The 17,003-nt window shown below is 67.9% G+C and carries 15 protein-coding genes and 1 pseudogene; 7 read left to right on the top strand and 9 right to left on the bottom strand.

The features are described 5' to 3' along the window. Nucleotides 1-63 precede the first annotated feature (63 nt). Complete coding sequence (locus tag AB8P05_RS03055) at nucleotides 64-639, top strand: hypothetical protein (protein ID WP_472758759.1); 576 nt, start codon at nucleotides 64-66, stop codon at nucleotides 637-639. A 244-nt stretch (nucleotides 640-883) separates the two neighbouring features. Here the strand turns inward: AB8P05_RS03055 and recA are convergent, their stop codons facing one another. The 8 genes from recA to flgB form a co-directional block, all read right to left on the bottom strand. Beyond that, nucleotides 884-1,963 (bottom strand): recombinase RecA, encoded by a 1,080-nt coding sequence (recA, locus tag AB8P05_RS03060; protein WP_472758760.1) that lies wholly within the window; start codon nucleotides 1,961-1,963, stop codon nucleotides 884-886. 152 nt (nucleotides 1,964-2,115) lie between these two features. Then, nucleotides 2,116-4,650 (bottom strand): ATP-binding protein, encoded by a 2,535-nt coding sequence (locus AB8P05_RS03065; protein WP_472758761.1) that lies wholly within the window; start codon nucleotides 4,648-4,650, stop codon nucleotides 2,116-2,118. A gap of 94 nt (nucleotides 4,651-4,744) precedes the next feature. Next, nucleotides 4,745-5,824 carry a flagellar biosynthesis protein FlhB gene (gene flhB / locus AB8P05_RS03070; protein ID WP_472758762.1) on the bottom strand — a complete coding sequence of 360 codons (1,080 nt, stop codon included), beginning with the start codon at nucleotides 5,822-5,824 and terminating at the stop codon, nucleotides 4,745-4,747. Nucleotides 5,825-5,837: 13 nt separating this feature from the next. Beyond that, a complete protein-coding gene (gene fliR / locus AB8P05_RS03075) occupies nucleotides 5,838-6,608 on the bottom strand; it encodes a flagellar biosynthetic protein FliR (RefSeq protein WP_472758763.1) in 771 nt (256 codons plus the stop codon). Continuing rightward, entirely contained in the window at nucleotides 6,605-6,964 is a 360-nt protein-coding gene (locus AB8P05_RS03080; protein WP_472758764.1) for a flagellar biosynthetic protein FliQ, read from the bottom strand. The genes fliR and AB8P05_RS03080 overlap by 4 nt, the downstream gene beginning before the upstream one ends. Before the next feature lie 60 nt (nucleotides 6,965-7,024). Next, nucleotides 7,025-7,324, bottom strand: a complete 300-nt coding sequence (gene fliE, locus AB8P05_RS03085; protein ID WP_472758765.1) for a flagellar hook-basal body complex protein FliE — start codon at nucleotides 7,322-7,324, stop codon at nucleotides 7,025-7,027. Nucleotides 7,325-7,373: 49 nt separating this feature from the next. Beyond that, a complete protein-coding gene (flgC, locus tag AB8P05_RS03090; protein WP_455171842.1) occupies nucleotides 7,374-7,784 on the bottom strand; it encodes a flagellar basal body rod protein FlgC in 411 nt (136 codons plus the stop codon). 43 nt (nucleotides 7,785-7,827) lie between these two features. Then, entirely contained in the window at nucleotides 7,828-8,232 is a 405-nt protein-coding gene (gene flgB / locus AB8P05_RS03095; RefSeq protein WP_472758766.1) for a flagellar basal body rod protein FlgB, read from the bottom strand. A 283-nt stretch (nucleotides 8,233-8,515) separates the two neighbouring features. Between flgB and AB8P05_RS03100 the strand changes: the two genes are divergently transcribed. The 6 genes and pseudogenes from AB8P05_RS03100 (at nucleotide 8,516) to AB8P05_RS03125 (ending at nucleotide 13,367) form a co-directional block, all read left to right on the top strand. Beyond that, nucleotides 8,516-8,860, top strand: a complete 345-nt coding sequence (locus tag AB8P05_RS03100) for an EscU/YscU/HrcU family type III secretion system export apparatus switch protein (protein WP_472758767.1) — start codon at nucleotides 8,516-8,518, stop codon at nucleotides 8,858-8,860. A gap of 44 nt (nucleotides 8,861-8,904) precedes the next feature. Further along, nucleotides 8,905-9,258, top strand: coding sequence for a hypothetical protein (locus AB8P05_RS03105; protein WP_472758768.1), 354 nt, complete (start codon nucleotides 8,905-8,907; stop codon nucleotides 9,256-9,258). A gap of 21 nt (nucleotides 9,259-9,279) precedes the next feature. Next, a complete protein-coding gene (locus tag AB8P05_RS03110; protein ID WP_472758769.1) occupies nucleotides 9,280-9,660 on the top strand; it encodes a FliO/MopB family protein in 381 nt (126 codons plus the stop codon). Continuing rightward, nucleotides 9,657-10,445 carry a flagellar type III secretion system pore protein FliP gene (gene fliP, locus AB8P05_RS03115; RefSeq protein ID WP_472758770.1) on the top strand — a complete coding sequence of 263 codons (789 nt, stop codon included), beginning with the start codon at nucleotides 9,657-9,659 and terminating at the stop codon, nucleotides 10,443-10,445. Before AB8P05_RS03110 ends, fliP begins: the two co-directional genes overlap by 4 nt. Before the next feature lie 298 nt (nucleotides 10,446-10,743). Next, a pseudogene (locus AB8P05_RS03120) lies at nucleotides 10,744-12,641 on the top strand (potassium transporter Kup). A 180-nt stretch (nucleotides 12,642-12,821) separates the two neighbouring features. Further along, nucleotides 12,822-13,367 (top strand): fasciclin domain-containing protein, encoded by a 546-nt coding sequence (locus AB8P05_RS03125; RefSeq protein ID WP_455171849.1) that lies wholly within the window; start codon nucleotides 12,822-12,824, stop codon nucleotides 13,365-13,367. 65 nt (nucleotides 13,368-13,432) lie between these two features. Here AB8P05_RS03125 and AB8P05_RS03130 read toward each other — a convergent pair whose 3' ends face one another. Beyond that, nucleotides 13,433-17,002 carry a tetratricopeptide repeat protein gene (locus AB8P05_RS03130; protein ID WP_472758771.1) on the bottom strand — a complete coding sequence of 1,190 codons (3,570 nt, stop codon included), beginning with the start codon at nucleotides 17,000-17,002 and terminating at the stop codon, nucleotides 13,433-13,435. Nucleotide 17,003: the final 1 nt, after the last annotated feature.

Genomic DNA, 17,003 nt, shown 5'->3' on the forward strand with positions numbered 1-17,003 from the left:
TGACGAAAGCGCCGGCTCTGCCAGACTTGATTCGCAGGGGAAACATTTCCCGGGAGGCGGCTCATGTCCGGCAATCTCACCTCCGGCCGCGGTATCGGCCCTCCGGAATTCAGCGTCCGCACCACCGCCGGCGTCGAGCGGGCCGGCAGCGCCACAGACCGCAACCACCGCCGCGACCCGCGCCAGGAACGACACGACCGCGAACGGGAACGGCGCGACCACAACCCGCCCAATCCGCAACGCCGCCGCCTCTATGACCTTCTGTTCGAGGAAGTCGATCAGTTCGACGGGCTGGACGAGCGCCAGCGGACGCGGCTGAAGGACAATCTGCGAAGCCATCTGTCGCGGCGCGCACCACCACCCGCTACCGCTCAGCCCGCTGTCCATCACGACGAAGAGGCACTGGCCGAGGCCCTGCTGAAGGACCCGGCAGCCCCGCTCCCCGTCGATCCCGAACATATCGTCGAAGCGGTCACCGCCGCCGCACCGGAACAGGACGAGGAGACTGCCCGGCTGGCGGAACAGCTGCGCGACTGCCTCGCCCGCAACACCGACCGCGCGCGCAAGGTGGCGGTCTACCTGCACCTGCTGCTGACGCTGGAGGGGGCGTTCCGGCCGCATATGGTGGTGGATGTGTGAGGGGCCGCGTTGGTGGGGTGTAGGCTGCCGGGTGCCCCCTCCCCATCCTGCCCCCTCTTCGAGGGAGAGGGGGCAGGATGCTTGTGGGCGTGAGTTGATCACGAAGCAGCGGCAGTTCCCTATCCCACCGAAGGTGGGGAGGGTTAGGGAGGGGCATTCGCCCCCCGCATCATCCACACCACCAAAAGCAAAAACCCCGCCTCCCTTCCGGAAGGCGGGGCTTTTCATCCCACACGCCGCGGCGTCACTCCGGAGAGGAGGCTTCGCCGTCGGCTTCCGGGGTGCCCATCATCGCATCGGCGACCAGACCGGCGTTGCCGCGGATCTTGGCCTCGATCGCGTCGGCGACCTCGGGGTTGTTGCGCAGATAGTTCTTGGCGTTCTCGCGGCCCTGGCCGATGCGGGTGCCGTCATAGCTGAACCACGCACCCGACTTGTCGACCACGCCGGCCTGAATGCCGAGGTCGAGCAACTCGCCCACCTTCGACACGCCCTCGCCATACATGATGTCGAACTCGACCACGCGGAAAGGCGGGGCCATCTTGTTCTTCACCACCTTGACCCGGGTCTGGTTGCCGACGACGGTCTCGCGGTCCTTGATCGAACCGATGCGGCGGATGTCGAGGCGGACGGAGGCGTAGAACTTCAGCGCGTTGCCGCCGGTCGTCGTCTCCGGGTTGCCGAACATCACGCCGATCTTCAGGCGGATCTGGTTGATGAAGATCACCAGACAGTTCGACTTGGAGATCGAGCCGGTCAGCTTGCGCAGCGCCTGGCTCATCAGGCGGGCGTGCAGGCCGACATGGCTGTCGCCCATCTCGCCTTCCAGTTCGGCGCGCGGAACCAGCGCGGCGACCGAGTCGACCACCAGCACGTCGATGGCGCCGGAGCGCACCAGCGTGTCGGCGATCTCCAGCGCCTGCTCGCCGGCATCCGGCTGCGAGATCAGCAGTTCGTCGATGTTGACGCCGAGCTTGCGGGCGTAGGACGGGTCGAGCGCGTGCTCCGCATCGACGAAGGCGCAGGTACCGCCGGCCTTCTGGGCCTGGGCGATGGCGTGCAGCGCCAGCGTGGTCTTGCCCGAGCTTTCCGGCCCGTAGATTTCGATGATGCGGCCCTTCGGCAGGCCACCGATGCCCAGCGCGATGTCGAGACCCAGCGAGCCGGTGGACACAACCTCCGTCTCGACCAAGTTCTCCTTGGCGCCGAGCTTCATGATCGAGCCCTTGCCGAACGCGCGTTCGATCTGGCTCAGGGCGGCATCGAGCGCCTTCTGCTTGTCCATGGAATCCTTCTCGACCAAACGAAGCTGTGCGGACGACATGCCCGGTACCCCTCTCTTAGAACACACGGTCGGCGCTCTTGCAACGAGGCTAAATGTACTCTCTTCGTTCTCGTTTGCAAGGACTGATGTTGCCTGTGTGTTCCTATTTTTGAGGGGCCTGCGAGATGGGATTTTGCCCCCTCCCCAACCCCTCACCGCCCGTCGCGGATGACCTCCTTCACCTTGGAGGCCAACTGCTTCAGCGAGAAGGGCTTGGGCAGGAAATGGGCAACCTCGACGCCGTCGATCTCGCCCAAGCGGTCCTCGGCATAGCCGGAGATGAAGATCACCCGCATCTCCGGACGCAGCTTGCGCACATGGCGGGCCAGCGTCGGGCCGTCCATCTGCGGCATCACCACGTCGGTGATGAGCAGGTCGATGGACGCGCCGTTGGCCTCGATCTGCTGCAGCGCCGCCTCGCCGTTCTTGGCCTCCAGCACCTGATAGCCCTTGTTGCGCAGCGCACGGGCGGAGAAGACGCGCACCGCGTCCTCGTCCTCCACCAGCAGGATGGTGCCGCTGCCGGTCAGGTCGCTGCCGCGCCGCTCGCGCGGTTCGGCGGTGTCGACCGGGCGCAGTTCACCCTGGTGGTGCGGCAGCAGGATGGTGAAGGTCGTCCCCTCCCCCACCGCCGAATCGACCAGCACGAAGCCGCCGGTCTGCCGGACGATGCCGTACACCGTCGACAGGCCGAGACCTGTGCCCGACCCGACCTCCTTGGTCGTGTAGAACGGCTCGAAGATACGCTGCAGGTTCTCCCGCGCGATGCCGCAACCGGTGTCGATCACCTCGATTGAGACGTAGCTGCCGGGCGGCACCGTCTCATGCTCGCGCCGCTCGGGCTGGGTGACGACGTAGTTGGTGGTGTTGATGGTCAGCTTACCACCACCGGCCATGGCGTCGCGGGCGTTGACCACCAGATTGATGATGACCTGCTCCAGCTGGTTCTGGTCCACCTTGACCAGCCCCAGGTCGCGGCCATGGATCATCTTCAGTTCGATGTTCTCGCCGATCAGCCGGCGCAGCAGGTTCGCCAACTCCGCCAGCACGTCCGTCACGTTGATGACGCGCGGCTGCAGGGTCTGCTGGCGCGAGAAGGCCAGCAGCTGCCGCACGAGGTTGGCGGCGCGGTTGGCGTTCTGCTTGATCTGCATGATGTCGCTGAAGGACTGGTCGCCCGGCTTGTGCCGCAGCAGCAGCAGGTCGCAGAAGCCGATCATCGCCGTCAGCAGGTTGTTGAAGTCGTGCGCGACGCCGCCGGCCAGCTGGCCCACCGCCTGCATCTTCTGCGACTGGGCGAACTGGGCCTCCAGGCTCTTGCGCTCGGTCATGTCGATGAAATGCAGGATCAGGCCGACGCCCAGCCCGTTCCTGTCCGCCTCGCCGCGCCCGTCCGTGCGGACCGGGTTGGCAAGGCGACGGGCATAGAGCTGGGCCGTCAGCTCCCGCCCGCCGGACAGCCGCACCTCCAGCGGATGGGCCGGGTCGGCGCCGCCCTGGACCGACTTCAGCCGGGCGGTGACCGCCTCGCGCTCCGCCGGGACGATCAGGTCGGCCATCGGGCGGTTGATGACGCTGCCGGCCTCGCTGCCGATCAGCGCCAGGAACGCCTCGTTGCATTCGGTCAGCTGGCCGGTCTCGTCGACCAGCGCGATGCCGATCGGCGCATCCTCGAAGAAGCGCTGGAACCGCTGTTCGGACTGGCGCAGCGCCTCCTGCCATTCGCGTTCGGGCGACAGGTCGCGCACCACCGACCGGGTGTGGATCGTCCCGTCGTCGCCATGGACCACGCTCTGCGCCACCGCCACCTGGAACCGCCGGCCGCGCAAGCCCACCATGGTCAGCTCGCCGCGCTGCTCGCTGCCGCCATGATCGAACAGGTCGTAGGGGGCGGCGGACTGCGGCGGCGCGGCCAGGATGCCGTGCAGGCGCGCTTCCCCATCGGTCAGGTCGCCGGGATAAGCCTCCAGCCATTGGGCCAGGGTGGCGTTGACGAACAGGAACTGGCCGTTTTGATCGACGGAGAAGAAGCCGACCGGCGCATGCTCCATGAAGTCGGCGAGCTTGGCCTGCTCGCGCAGCATCACATGCTCCAGCTCGCGCCGCGCGGTGATGTCCTCGATCCGCCAATGGACGGAGCCGGGGAAACCGGGCACCGGCTGGCCCTGCACCTTGCGCCATTCCGGCGGATTGTGGTCCAGCGCCGGGATCGCCAGTTCGGCCGACGCCGCGGCACCCGCCCGCACCCGCTCTCGCAGGCGGCGGAACTCGCGCGCGCTGTCGGGATCGTCGGAGAACTGGCGCGCCAGCGCATCCAGCGGCCGCTCGCCGCGGCGCCAGCCGGCAAGCTCGCGGAAGGCCGCATTGACGAAGACCACCTCGTCGGAGCCGTCGCAGACCAGCTGACCCGCCGGCATGCCTTCCAGCGCCCCGCCCAGCAGCGCGCCGATGCGCGCCGACCGCCGGACGACGGCGATGCTGCGGCCGATCAGCAGGGCCACCCCCGCCGCCGCCAGCACCGCCCCAATCCATCCGATCTCTTCACGGTCCAGCAGCAGGCCGGCGGCCAGAACCAGCAGCCCGGCCGGCGCCACGCAGTACTGGAGCAGCATCAGGGCCCCGCCGGACGGTGCCGCACGGCGGGCTGCGTTGCGTGCGCTGTCGGAAAGGGAAGTCGTTTCGTCCACCAGATCTCCAGGCACCAGAACCCCAAGCCCCAAATGTCAGAGCGCGCGAAGGTCAGTCGTCCCACCCGATGCCGTCAACCGCTTCGGACGCGCATCAGTTGCGCAGCGACCGGCCTTTCAGCTTGAAGACATAGGTAATGACTTCGGCGACCGCCCGATAGTGCTCGGATGGGACTTCCTCGTCGATATCGCATGCGGCATAGAGCGCACGGGCGAGAGGCGGGTTCTCTATGACCGGAACATTGTTCGATTCGGCGATCTCGCGAATCTTGAAGGCGACCTGATCCACGCCCTTCGCCAGCACCAGCGGCGCGCCCATCTGGCTGGGATCGTACTTCAAGGCCACTGCGAAGTGGGTCGGGTTGGTGACCACCACGTCGGCGTTGGGCACCGCTGCCATCATGCGCTTGCGCGCGCGTTCGAAGCGGAGCTGCCGGATGCGGCCCTTGACCGTGGGATCGCCTTCCGCCTGCTTGTGCTCGTCCTTCACCTCCTGCTTCGTCATCTTCATCTTCTTGTCGAACTGGGTCTTCTGCCAGATGAAGTCCCCGGCGGCGATGAAGGTGAGGACCACGAGAACCCAGATCAGCAGGCGCGTGGTCAGCGAATCGAGCTGCAGCAGCATCGCGATCATGTCGATGCCGATGAAGGCCTCGACCCCCGCGAACATCGGCTTCAGCGCCATGTAGGCGACGCCGCCGACGACCGCCAGCTTGGCGATGCTCTTCAGCAGTTCCACCGCCTGGTCGGCCTTGAACAGATTCATCAGGCCGGGAAGCGGATTCAGCTTGGAGAATTTCGGCTCGATCAGTTTCCAGGAGACGTGGAACCCGGTCTGCCCGACGGTCGACAGCACGCCGGCCACCACGAACAGCAGGATCGGCAGCCACAGGGCCCACATGACATCGGCCATCACCCGGTACAGCAGCGCCCCGACCCCGGCGCGATCGAAGGTGAAATGGTCAAGATTCTCGAAGTAGTAGTTCAGGCGGAAGACCATCCCCTTCATCGTGCCGGGCAGGATGGAGATCAGGACCACCAGCATCGCCGCGACCATCAGCCAGTTCGCGGCCTCGCGCGTCATCGCGAACTGGCCCTCCTTGTGGGCCTCGTCAAGCTTCTTGGATGTCGGGTCTTCTGTTTTGGAGGACTCGTCCGGCTCTTCCGAAGACATCGGCTTCCTTCCTCTATAGCGGCTTCAGAAGCTCGACGAAGCTCGATTCGAAGCGCGACAGCCAGAACAGCATCATGGCGCCCAGGGTCAGGGCGAACAGGAACAGCCCCAGCAGCACCTGGACCGAGGTGAAGATCTGGAACACCTGCACCTGCGGCGCCAGCTTGTTCAGCAGGCCGAGCGCCAGGGCGAACAGCATGCCGGTGATCAGGAAGGGGGCCGACATCTGCACCCCCAGCAGGAAAGTCTTCGACACCAGTTGGCCGACCACGTTCGCCATGTCGTCCACCGGGATCGCAGCCCCCGGCGTGAAGGTGACATAGCTGTCGACCACCGCCATGATCAGCAGATGGTGCAGGTCGGTCACGAACAGCAGAAGCAGCCCCAGCCAGCCCATCAGCGCACCCGGCAGCGACCCTGAGGTGGCCAGCGCGGGGTTGAAGATCTGGGCGTTGGCCAGGCCGCTCTGCAGGCTGATGATCGTTCCGGCGACCTCAAGCGTGCCCATCAGCAGCCGTGCGATTGTGCCGAGGAAGATGCCGACCGTCATCTCGCCGGCCGCCAGCACCAGAAGCTGGAAGGGGCTGCCGGGCATCGGCGGCAGTTGCGGCCGGATTACCGGCGCCACCACCACGCTGACCGCCAGCGCGAACAGCAGGCGCGTGCGGGGGGTGATGAAGGCGTCGCCGATGGTCGGCATCACGCTGAAGGCGGTGCCGACCCGCAGGAAGACCAACATCCAGACGAAGATCTGTTCGCCCAGAAGCTGCTGGAGGACGTTCATCCGCCCGCCGCGGCGGGGGTCGGCGCCGGGGCCGGCGTTATGCCGGTGCCGGGCGTGAAGGGAGCGCCGCCGTTGTCGTGGGCGCCGACGCCGATGGCGACGATGCGGTCGGCGACCTCATGCTCGAAGAACTCCGTCAGCTTGCCCAGCATGAAGGGCATCAGCAGGATGCTGAGCCCGAAGACCAGCATCACCTTCGGCACCATCGCCAGCGTCTGCTCGCTGATCTGGGTGACGGCCTGGAAGATCGAGATGACCGTGCCGAGAATCATCATGATGACGAGAATCGGCCCGCACACGATCACCAGCGTGATGATCGAGGTGCGGCAAAGCTCGATGACTTCGGTCTCGCTCATGACGATGACTGCTGCTTCGGTGCGGCTGCTTCGATGCGGTTGCGGGGCGACGGCCCGCCGTCACATCGGCATGCGCAGAATTTCCTGATAGGCGTTCAGCACCTTGTCGCGGACGGCGGTGACGGTCTGCAGGGTCACTTCCGCATTGGTCACGGCCTGGACCACGTCGTTCAGGTCCGCCTTGCCGACCGCGGCCAGCGCCGACATGTCCTCGCTCTTCTTCAGGGTGCCGATGCTCTCCTTGGCCGCCTGCTCCAGCACGTCGCCGAATGAGACGCCGTCGCGCGCGGTCATGCCGGGACCGGTGGTCTTGGCGGCGGTGGTGGCGTAGGCCGCGGCGGCGTTCAGCGGATTGATCATGGCGGCGTTTCCGGTCGGTCAGGGAGATGGAACGGTGGAGCGGACGGTATCAGGTGCGCAGGATGTCGATGGTGCGGGTCAGCATCTGGCGCGCGGTGTCGATGGCGGACAGGTTCGCCTCGTAGCTGCGCTGCGCCTCGCGCATGTCCATCGCCTCCACCACCGAATTGACGTTGGGCAGCAGGACATAGCCGTCGGCGTCGGCCGAGGGGTGGGACGGGTCGTAGCGGCGCTGGAAGTCGCCCTTGTCGACGCCGACCTTGGCGACGCGGACCTTCTCGACGTCCATCGCCCGGTCCAGCTCGTTCTTGAAGATCACCGTCTTGCGCCGATAGGGAAGATCGCCCGGCGTTTCCGCCGTGGTGTTGGCGTTGGCCAGATTCTCCGAAATGACCCTCAGGCGCGTGCCCTGCGCCTTCAGGCCCGAGGCGGACACCGCCATCGACTTGTAGAGATCCATAGCAACCGCCTCCTCAAACAACCGCTATCCGCAAGACACCCGCTCAGCCGCCGGAGCGGATCGCCGACTTGATCATCGTGACCTGCTTTTTGTACAGGTTGGTGATGGTCTGGTAATCCATCGCGTTCTGGCTCATCCGCATCATCTGCTCTTCAAGGACGACGTTGTTGCCGTCCGGCGCCGTCTCGTACGGGTCGCGCAACTTCTCTTCCTTGGCGAGGCCGCCGGCACCGCGCGTGCCGGCCAGATGGGACGGATTCGTCGCCACAGGGGTCAGCCGACGGTTGTCGCCCAGCGCGTCGCGGAAGGTGAAGGGCTTCAGGTCGCGGCCCTTGTATTCCGGCGTGTTGGCGTTGGCGATGTTCTGCGAGACGACCTCCTGACGCTGGGTCAGCCAGTCCATCTTGCGCGACATCAGCTTGAAGATGCCGAGATTTCCGAGGTCCATGGCCCTGATCCCGTCCCTGATGCCGAGTGTCCCGCCAAACGATGCCGCGCGGCCGACACAAAGGACGGCAAGGCAGCACTCCCAATGGTCGCCCGTTTGCGTTAACGAAGGATGAATCCCGGTGGTCGCGAATCGTGCCGGGCGACCGCCTTTACAGTTCGTTAAGCCTACCGGTCCAGGATGCGGGCCAGGAAGGACCCCTTGAAAAGGCCGCCTTTTGTCCGCGCAGTCCCGCACCCCCGCATCGCAGCCGGCTGGCGCGTCCCCGCGTCCGTCCGGGCGCATGCCTGCGCGGCGTCCGGTCGCCGTCGCGCTGAAGTACGAGCTGGGGACCGAGACGCTGCCGCGGATCGTCGCCACCGGCAAGGGAACGGTGGCGGAGCAGATCCTGGAGGTCGCCTTCGCCAACGGCGTCAAGGTGCGCGAGGACGCCGATCTGGTGGAGATCCTGTCGGCGATCGAGGTCGACAGCGACATCCCGGTGGAGGCCATCGCCGCCGTGGCGGAGATCCTGGCCCACGTCTACCGCGCCAACGGCACCCTGCCGCCGGAACTGCAGGCGGAAGATCCAGCCAAACCCATGCCCGCCGCCCCCTCGCCCGCCGTACATATGGAGGACAAGCCGTGACCCGTCCGCCATCCCCGCCCCGCTCCCCTGAAGGCGCCGACTCCGTGGCCGTACTCGCCGAACGGGCGGCAAGCCTCGGCGCCGCCCTGGAGGAGGCGCGGCAGGAGGCCGAGGCCGGCGTCCTGATCGACCTTGCCGGGCTGGAGGAGAGCATCGCCCGCCTCTGCGCCGAGGCGGAGGGAATGTCGCGGAACGAGGCGCGGGCCCTGCTCGGCCCGCTCGGCGATCTGGTGGCGGCACTGGACCCGCTGGCCGCAGCCCTGACCGATCAGCAGGCCAAGCGCGAACAGACCATCGCCGCCGCGCTGGCCGGCCGCGACGATCCGCACACCGCCCGCCAGCGCGCGGCCGCCGCCTACGGGCGTTCCGGCCCCGGCCGCACCGACGACCTGCCCTGATACAGAAAGCCTGCCGCTTCCATGGATCTCGATCAGTATATCCGTTTCCTGCTGGCGCTGTTCTTCGTGGTGGCGCTGATCATGGTCGTCGCCTGGGTGATGCGCCGCGTCGGCATGGCCGGCGGCACCGTCCGCGGCCGCGCCCGACAGCGCCGGCTGAGCGTGGTGGAGGCGCTGCCGATCGACGCCAAGCGGCGGCTGATCCTGGTCCGCCGCGACGACCGCGAGCATCTGATCCTGCTGAGCGCCAATGGCGACCTGCTGGTCGACAGCGGCACGGCCGGCGGCTTCGACAGCGCGCTCGCCAAGTCGACCGATAGGGCGGCCGACACGCCGTCTGCGCCCTCCCCGGCGCTCCCCGTTCCGGCGCCTCCGGCCGCGACCGGGAGCCAGCCGCAATGACGTCGGTCCTCCTCCGCCGCATCGCCGGCAGCTGGAAGCCGCTGTCCGCCGGGCTGCTGCTGGCGCTGGCCGTCGGGGCCGCCGTCGGCCTCGGCGCCGGGCCGGCGCTGGCGCAGAGCCTGACCTTCGACCTGGGCGACGCCGGCGGCACCGCGACCGGCCGCATCGTCCAGATGGTGGCGCTGATCACGGTGCTGTCGCTGGCGCCGTCGATCCTGATCATGATGACGGCCTTCACCCGCATCGTCATCGTGCTGTCCTTCCTGCGCAACGCGCTGGGCGTGCAGCAGGTGCCGCCGACCACGGTGATGATGTCGCTGGCCCTGTTCCTGACCTTCTTCGTGATGGCCCCGGTGTTCGAGCGCAGCTACACCCAGGGCATCCAGCCGCTGATTGCCCAGGAAATCGACGAGATGGAGGCGTTCCGCCGCACGGTGGCGCCGCTGCGCGAGTTCATGCTGAACCACACCAGCGAGAAGGACCTGCGGCTGTTCATGGACATGGCGCGCATCCAGTCGGTGCCGGAACCGTCGGACATGCCGCTGCACGTCCTCGTCCCGGCCTTCATGATCTCGGAGATCAAGCGCGGGTTCGAGATCGGGTTTCTGCTGTTCCTGCCCTTCCTGATCATCGACATGGTGGTGTCGTCGATCCTGATGTCGATGGGCATGATGATGCTGCCACCGACCATGGTCGCCATCCCGTTCAAGATCATCTTCTTCGTGCTGGTCGACGGCTGGTACCTGATCGCCGGATCGCTGGCGCGCAGCTTCGGGACGCTCTGAAGACGGTCCCCTCTTGAAGGCGGCTGCGGGAGAGAGCACACGCGGAGCGCGAACTGCCCTGGGCACTTCGTCGCATCCCCCGCACTTGGGCTTCGCCGCGCAAGCGGGCGCTGGCGTCCGCGCTCGTAAACGCGTATGAGGAAGCCGATGAGCGTCGGCGGGGGAGCGGCTGGGGGCCGGCCCGCCGGATGGCTCCGACCTGTCGCCACCGCCGGACCGGCGTTGGACAGTGCGGGCTGTCACCGTCGCACCGGGCGCCATCGCAAACGACGGACCAACCTCGGACCGCAACCACTGCATGACTGACACCGCTTTGAAGGCCGCGCCGCCAGACAACGGCAAGCTCGCGACGCTGACCCTGGGCGCGCTCGGCGTCGTCTATGGCGACATCGGCACCAGCCCGCTCTACACGCTGCGCGAATGCTTCGGCGGCGAACACGGGCTGCCGCTGACCCCGACAACATCCTCGGCATCATGTCGCTGGTGTTCTGGGCCCTGGTGATGGTCGTCACCGTCAAGTATGTGGGCTTCGTCATGCGGGCCGACAACAAGGGCGAAGGCGGCATCCTCTCCCTGCTGGCACTGGCGTCGAAGACGCGGCCCGATGCGTCGGGCCGGCTGACCCTGCTGACGGCGCTGGGGCTGTTCGGGGCCGCCCTGTTCTACGGCGACGGCATGATCACCCCGGCGATGTCCGTGCTGTCGGCGGTCGAGGGCCTGGAGGTGGCGGAACCGGCGCTGGAGTCGGTGGTGGTGCCGCTGACGGTCGCCATCCTGATCGCCCTGTTCGCCATCCAGAGCCACGGAACCTCGCGCGTCGGCGCGCTGTTCGGCCCGATCATGCTGGCGTGGTTCTCCACGCTCGGCATCCTGGGGCTGGTGGAGGTGGTGCAGCAGCCGGGCGTCCTGGTCGCCTTCAGCCCGGTCTATGCCGTGTCCTTCTTCATCGAGCATGGGGTGGCCGGATTCCTGGTGCTGGGCGCCGTCGTGCTGGCGGTGACCGGCGGCGAAGCGCTCTACGCCGACATGGGCCATTTCGGCCGCCGCCCGATCCAGGTGGCATGGCTGACCGTGGTGCTGCCGGCGCTTCTGCTGAACTATCTGGGGCAGTGCGCGCTACTGCTGAGCGATCCGTCGGCGGTGCGCAGCCCCTTCTACCTGTTGGCGCCGGAATGGGGGCTCTATCCCCTGATCGGCCTGTCGACCGCCGCCACCGTCATCGCCAGCCAGGCGGTGATCTCCGGCGTCTTCTCCCTGACCCGGCAGGCGGTGCAGCTGGGCCTCTGCCCGCGGCTGGACATCCGCCACACCTCCAACGAGGAGGAGGGGCAGATCTACATCCCCCGCGCCAACTGGGGCCTGCTGGCCGCGGTGCTTGGGCTGGTGGTGGTGTTCCAGTCCTCCAGCCGGCTGGCGGCGGCCTACGGGATCGCGGTGACCGGCGACATGATCATCACCACCACCCTGTTCCTGGTGGTGGCGCGGCGGCGCTGGAACTGGAGCCTGCCGCTGTGCCTCGCCGTCGGTGCGGTGTTCCTGACCGTGGAGATTTCCTTCTTCGCCGCCAACGCGGTGAAGATCCCCCATGGCGGCTGGGTGCCCCTGGTGATCGCGGTCATCACGCTGGGCCTGATGGCCACCTGGCGCCGCGGCCGGGCCGTGCTGACCATGCGGCTGGCGGAGGAGTCGCTGCCGCTCGACGCCTTCATCAAGCGACAGGCGAAATCCACCGACATCCACCGGGTGAAGGGGACGGCGGTCTTCATGACCTCCAGCTCCAACACCGTGCCGATCGCGCTGCTGCACAATCTGAAGCACAATCAGGTCCTGCACGAGCGTGTCGTCTTCGTTACCGTGGTGGTGGAGGACGTGCCGCGCGTGCCCGCCAAGGATCGCGTGGTGGTGGAGGGGCTGGCAGAGGGCTTCTACCGCATCACCGTGCGCTACGGCTTCTCGCAGGAACCGAACATCCCGAAGGCGCTGCGGCTGTGCAAGGCGTTCGGGCTGGAGTTCGACGTGATGGCGACCTCCTTCTTCCTGGGCCGCGAGACGCTGATCCCGCAGATGAACTCCCAGATGGCACTGTGGCGCGAGAAGCTGTTCGTGGTGATGTCCCGCACCTCGGTCAGCGCCACCGACTTCTTCAAGCTGCCGCCCAACCGGGTGGTGGAGCTGGGAACGCAGGTGCAGTTGTAGGGGAACGTCGCGCTTTGCCCCGTCCTATGGGTCGGGGCAAAGCACTTCCAAAGAATTACCCCTTTCGCACGCACAAGAATCGGCGCTTCGCCGTCAACTCCCTGTGATCTGACCGGAAGCCTTCCCCGTAACGGTGCTGTGTCCGCGGGAAGCGGACCTTCACCGATAAGAGGGAATGCTATGAAGAAGGTTGCCACCGTGGCGATCGCCGCCCTTCTTTTTGCCGGTTGCGCCAATGCCGCCATGGAAAAGATGGTCGGCGGCGCGCCGATGTACCCGAACAAGACCATCGTGGAGAACGCGTCCCAGTCGAAGGACCACACCACGCTCGTCGCCGCCGTGAAGGCCGCCGGGCTGGTCGACACGCTGAGCGGCAAGGGCCCCTTCACCGTCTTCGCCCCCACCAACGAGGCTTTCGCCGCCCTGCCCGCCGGCACCGTCGACACGCTGCTGAAGCCGGAGAACAAGGGCCAGCTGACCAAGGTTCTGACCTACCACGTCGTCCCCGGCAAGCTGGACGCCAAGGACCTCGTGGCCGACATCAAGAAGGGCAACGGCAAGGCGATGCTGAAGACGGTGGAAGGCATGCCGCTGACATTCACCCAGTCCGGCGATGCCGTGATGGTCGCCGACGCGTCGGGCAACACCGCCCGCGTCACCATCGCCGACGTGCAGCAGTCGAACGGCGTGGTCCACGTCATCGACAAGGTCCTGCTGCCGAAGTAACGGCGCGGACGGGGCGGCGGGGCGGGTCCGAGCCCCCAAGGGCGCGTTCCGCCGCCTCAGATTCTTCAGGACGTGGGCTTGTCCGCGGGTTGCTTGGCGCCGCGGTATTCCTTCAGGAACTTCTTGAACATATCCACTTCCGCCACGCGGGAGCGGATGGTCCCGACATCGATCAGCCCCATCGCCTGCTCCGGGCGGGTCAGGATGCGGAAGGCGTCCTCGTTCGGACCGCCCTTCATCGCCCCTTCGAAGTCCCTCTTCAGCAGGTTCAGCCCGTTGCCGTCGCCGGCCAGGGCCAGCGCCACCGCCCGGTTCAGAACCAGCTGCGACATGTTGGGGTCCAGCGGCTTTCCTGCCGCCGGGGGCGGGCCGATCACCTTGTTCAGCGCCAGCGCCGCCGCATCCCACTTCTGGCCCTTCCAGGCGATGTCGACCCGCAGCAGGTTGGCGTTGCCGCTGTCGTCCTGCGCCAGCAGCTGCATCGCCTCCTCGCCGCGGTTCAGCTCGGCCAGCGCCTTCGCCTGCATCAGCCGGCGTTCGGCCGCGAGTTCGGCCGGCAGGCCGGCGACGTTCGACAGCTCCAGCGCCTTCAGCGCCTCTTCCGGCTTGTTGTCGAGCAGGCGGACGGAGGCCAGACGCGTGCCGATCCGCGCCTTGTCCAGCCCGGACAGGCGGAATTCCACCTGATGCTGCAGCAAATCGGCGGCGCGGTTCAGCAGGTCGATGGAGATCAGCCGTTCCGCCAGCTGCCGGATGATGTCGTCGCCGGCCTCGCCCACCGGAGTCAGTTCGCGGAACTGGTCGTAGAGCTGCATCGCGTCCAGAGTCGGCAGGCGCTGCGCCCCGTCCTTGAACAGGTCGGCGAAGATGCGCGACATCTCGCGCGTGATCGCCTCCGCCCGCGGCGTGTCGGCGACCAGGGCAGCCGTTTCCTTCATGGTGTTGAAGCCCTTGGCATATTCGCCGCCGGCGATCAGCACCTCCCCCATGCGCGAGCGGATCTGCATCTCCAGATCGTCGCCGCGCCAGGTGAATGTCAGACCGGCCAGCTGCTCCGCCGCCGCGGTCGGCGACATCTTGCCTTCGGAAAGCTCCAGATTGGTCAGCGCCAGCCCCGCCTTGGCGCGATAGAGCCGGTCATAGCTATTGTAGGCGGCGGTCAGCTGCTCGCGCGCCTGATCGATCTCGCCGGTCTGGGCATAGAGCAGGCCGCGCAGATACTGGGTCTGCGGATTCTCCTCCTGCTCCGGGCCGCTGTGTTCGATCACGCGGTCGAACAGCCGCTTGGCGGTCGCCGTGTCGCGCGTCTCCAGCGCCGCCTCGGCCGCCCGCAGGCCGAGCTTGCCGATCATCGGCTCAGGGTAGCTGTTCAGGATCTGGCCCGATGCCTTGAAGCCCGCCATCGCCTTCGGCCAGTCGCGCCGGTCGGCGGCGATGGCGGCACGCCACAGGCTGGCTTCCGGGTTGTTGGCCAGGGCGGGGATCGACAGGTCCGCCTCGCCGCCGTCGAGGTCGCCGGCCAGCACGCGGGCGGCTCCGCGCAGCGCTCGGAATTCCGGCCAGCCTTCCAGGTCCGGCTGGTTCTGCTGCAGCACGTCGAGCAGTCCCAGCGTCTCCTGACCGAAGCCGTTGGCAAAATAGAAGCGGGCGAGGTCGAGCTGCGCCTTCGCCCGTTCCGATTCCGGGGCGTTGACGACGGCAAGCTGCAGGTCCTGGCGGGCCTGGGTGAACTGGTCGAGATCGCCACGCTTCCAGGCCGGCAGGTTGAACAGGCGGCGACCCTGGGCTTGGGCCGGGGCCGCCTGCGCCTTCGGCGGTTCCATGGCGGAGGAGGCGCCGCCGGTGGACGGAACCGGCTGCGGGGCGGCGGCAAGCTGTGCCGGCACCGGCTGGGGTGCCGCCTGCGGGGCCGGCATCGCGGGCGGCGGCGCCACGGCCGGATTGCCGGCATCGGCGGCCGGCGAGAGGTGGAGACCGCCGGCGGTGGTCAGCTCCACCCCCTCCTTGATTGCGCGGACCGTCACATTGTCGGAGATCGGCCGCACCACCACACCCTGATAGGAGGGCATGACCTCCAGGTCGGGATAGCGGTGGGGCTCGGGCAGGCCGCGCCCTGGGGTGGGCAGCGGCACCACCTGGATGCGGTCGCCGACGTCGGGATCGGCGAACTGCACGACATTGGCAGCGTCGGGCGCGCGGACCAGAAGTCGGGCACCCAGCAGGAAATCAGGATCGGGCTCGACCCGCAGGTCGCCGGCGCTGCCCATGTTGGCCGGCCGGCCGGAGGACAGGATGCGCCAGGCGGTGCCCTGCCGCTCCACCGTCGGCCACACCATCGGACCGATCTTGGTGCGGAACACGCTGCCGCCGGTCGCCGGAACCGGCTCCACCGCCCCCATCAACTCCGAACCGGGGCCGCTGAGCTTGCCGGCGCCGATGGGCATCGGCCGGTCGAACACGATGTAGAGCTGCCCGGCGCGTGGATAGACCGCGATGGACGACGGCCCGCCGGTCTCGAAGGTCAGAACCGGCCCCCGCAGCCCGGCCGCCGGCTGAGCGTTCGCATCCGCGGGCGCCTGCGGCGCTGCCTTCACCTCCGCCGGGGCGGCGGCCGATTGCGCAGCCGACGTCGCAGCCGCGGCGTTGGCGGCGGTTGCGGAGCGGACGGTGGTGGTGGACGCCACGATCGGCCCGCCGGATGCCGGGGTCTGGCTGCTTCCCTGGCCGCCCGGCGGCGGTGCCGCCCCTTGCGATCCAGCGACCGGCGGCGCGGCCTCGGTCTTCGGCAGGCCGGCGCGCGATCCGGGATTACCCACGGAAAGCACAATGCTCTTGCCGGAGGCGCTGTCGCTGACCTCCGCGTCCTGCGGCACGGCCAGCGTCACGGCCAGCGATCCGTCCGGCTGGCGGTAGGATTCCACGTTGCGGATGTTGCGCAGCGTCGCCCTGGCCAGCGCCGACAGGTCGGCCGTTCCGCCCTTGTCGAAGGAGACGGTGACCGCCGCCCCGTCGCGCTTGACCGAATAGCCGACCGGCGAAGGCCAGTCGAAGGTCAGGCGGCTCTGGTCCGGCTGGTCGGCACCCCGCACCCGGACCCGCCCGGCCGACGGCACCGGCTTGGCGGCTTCCGCCTTTGCGGGCTCCGCCTTCGCAGGCTCCGCCCTCGCAGACTCCATCGTCGTCGAACCCGCCGCAGTGGATTGCGCCCCAGTCGATTGGATCGCGGCCGATTGCGCCGTAGCCGGGGACAGGTCGATGGCGACGGCATTGCCGTTGCGGAAGCTCTTCAGCGAGACCGGGCGCTTCAGGTCGAAGATGACCGTCTTGCCGTCCGCCTCCACCCGGCCGCCGGCCAGATAGCCGGGCAGCGCCCGCACCAGACGGTCCAGCTGCGCGTCGATGGGCTCGGTGAAGGCGATGACCAGCCGGTCGCCGTCCACCGACGCCGTGAAATCCACCTTGCCCGGCCAGTCGAAGACCAGCCGTCCGAATTCCTTGTGGGTGCCGCCGCGCACCGGCACCGTGGCGGCGTCCGCCGGCAGGGGGGACAGCAGGACCGGCACGGCCAGCAGCGCCACCGCGGCGGCACAGCCGCGCAGCCAACGCCTTCTCCGATATGCCGACCGGTCCGTCACC

The sequence above is a fragment of the Azospirillum sp. VT-I1 genome (assembly GCF_055698305.1).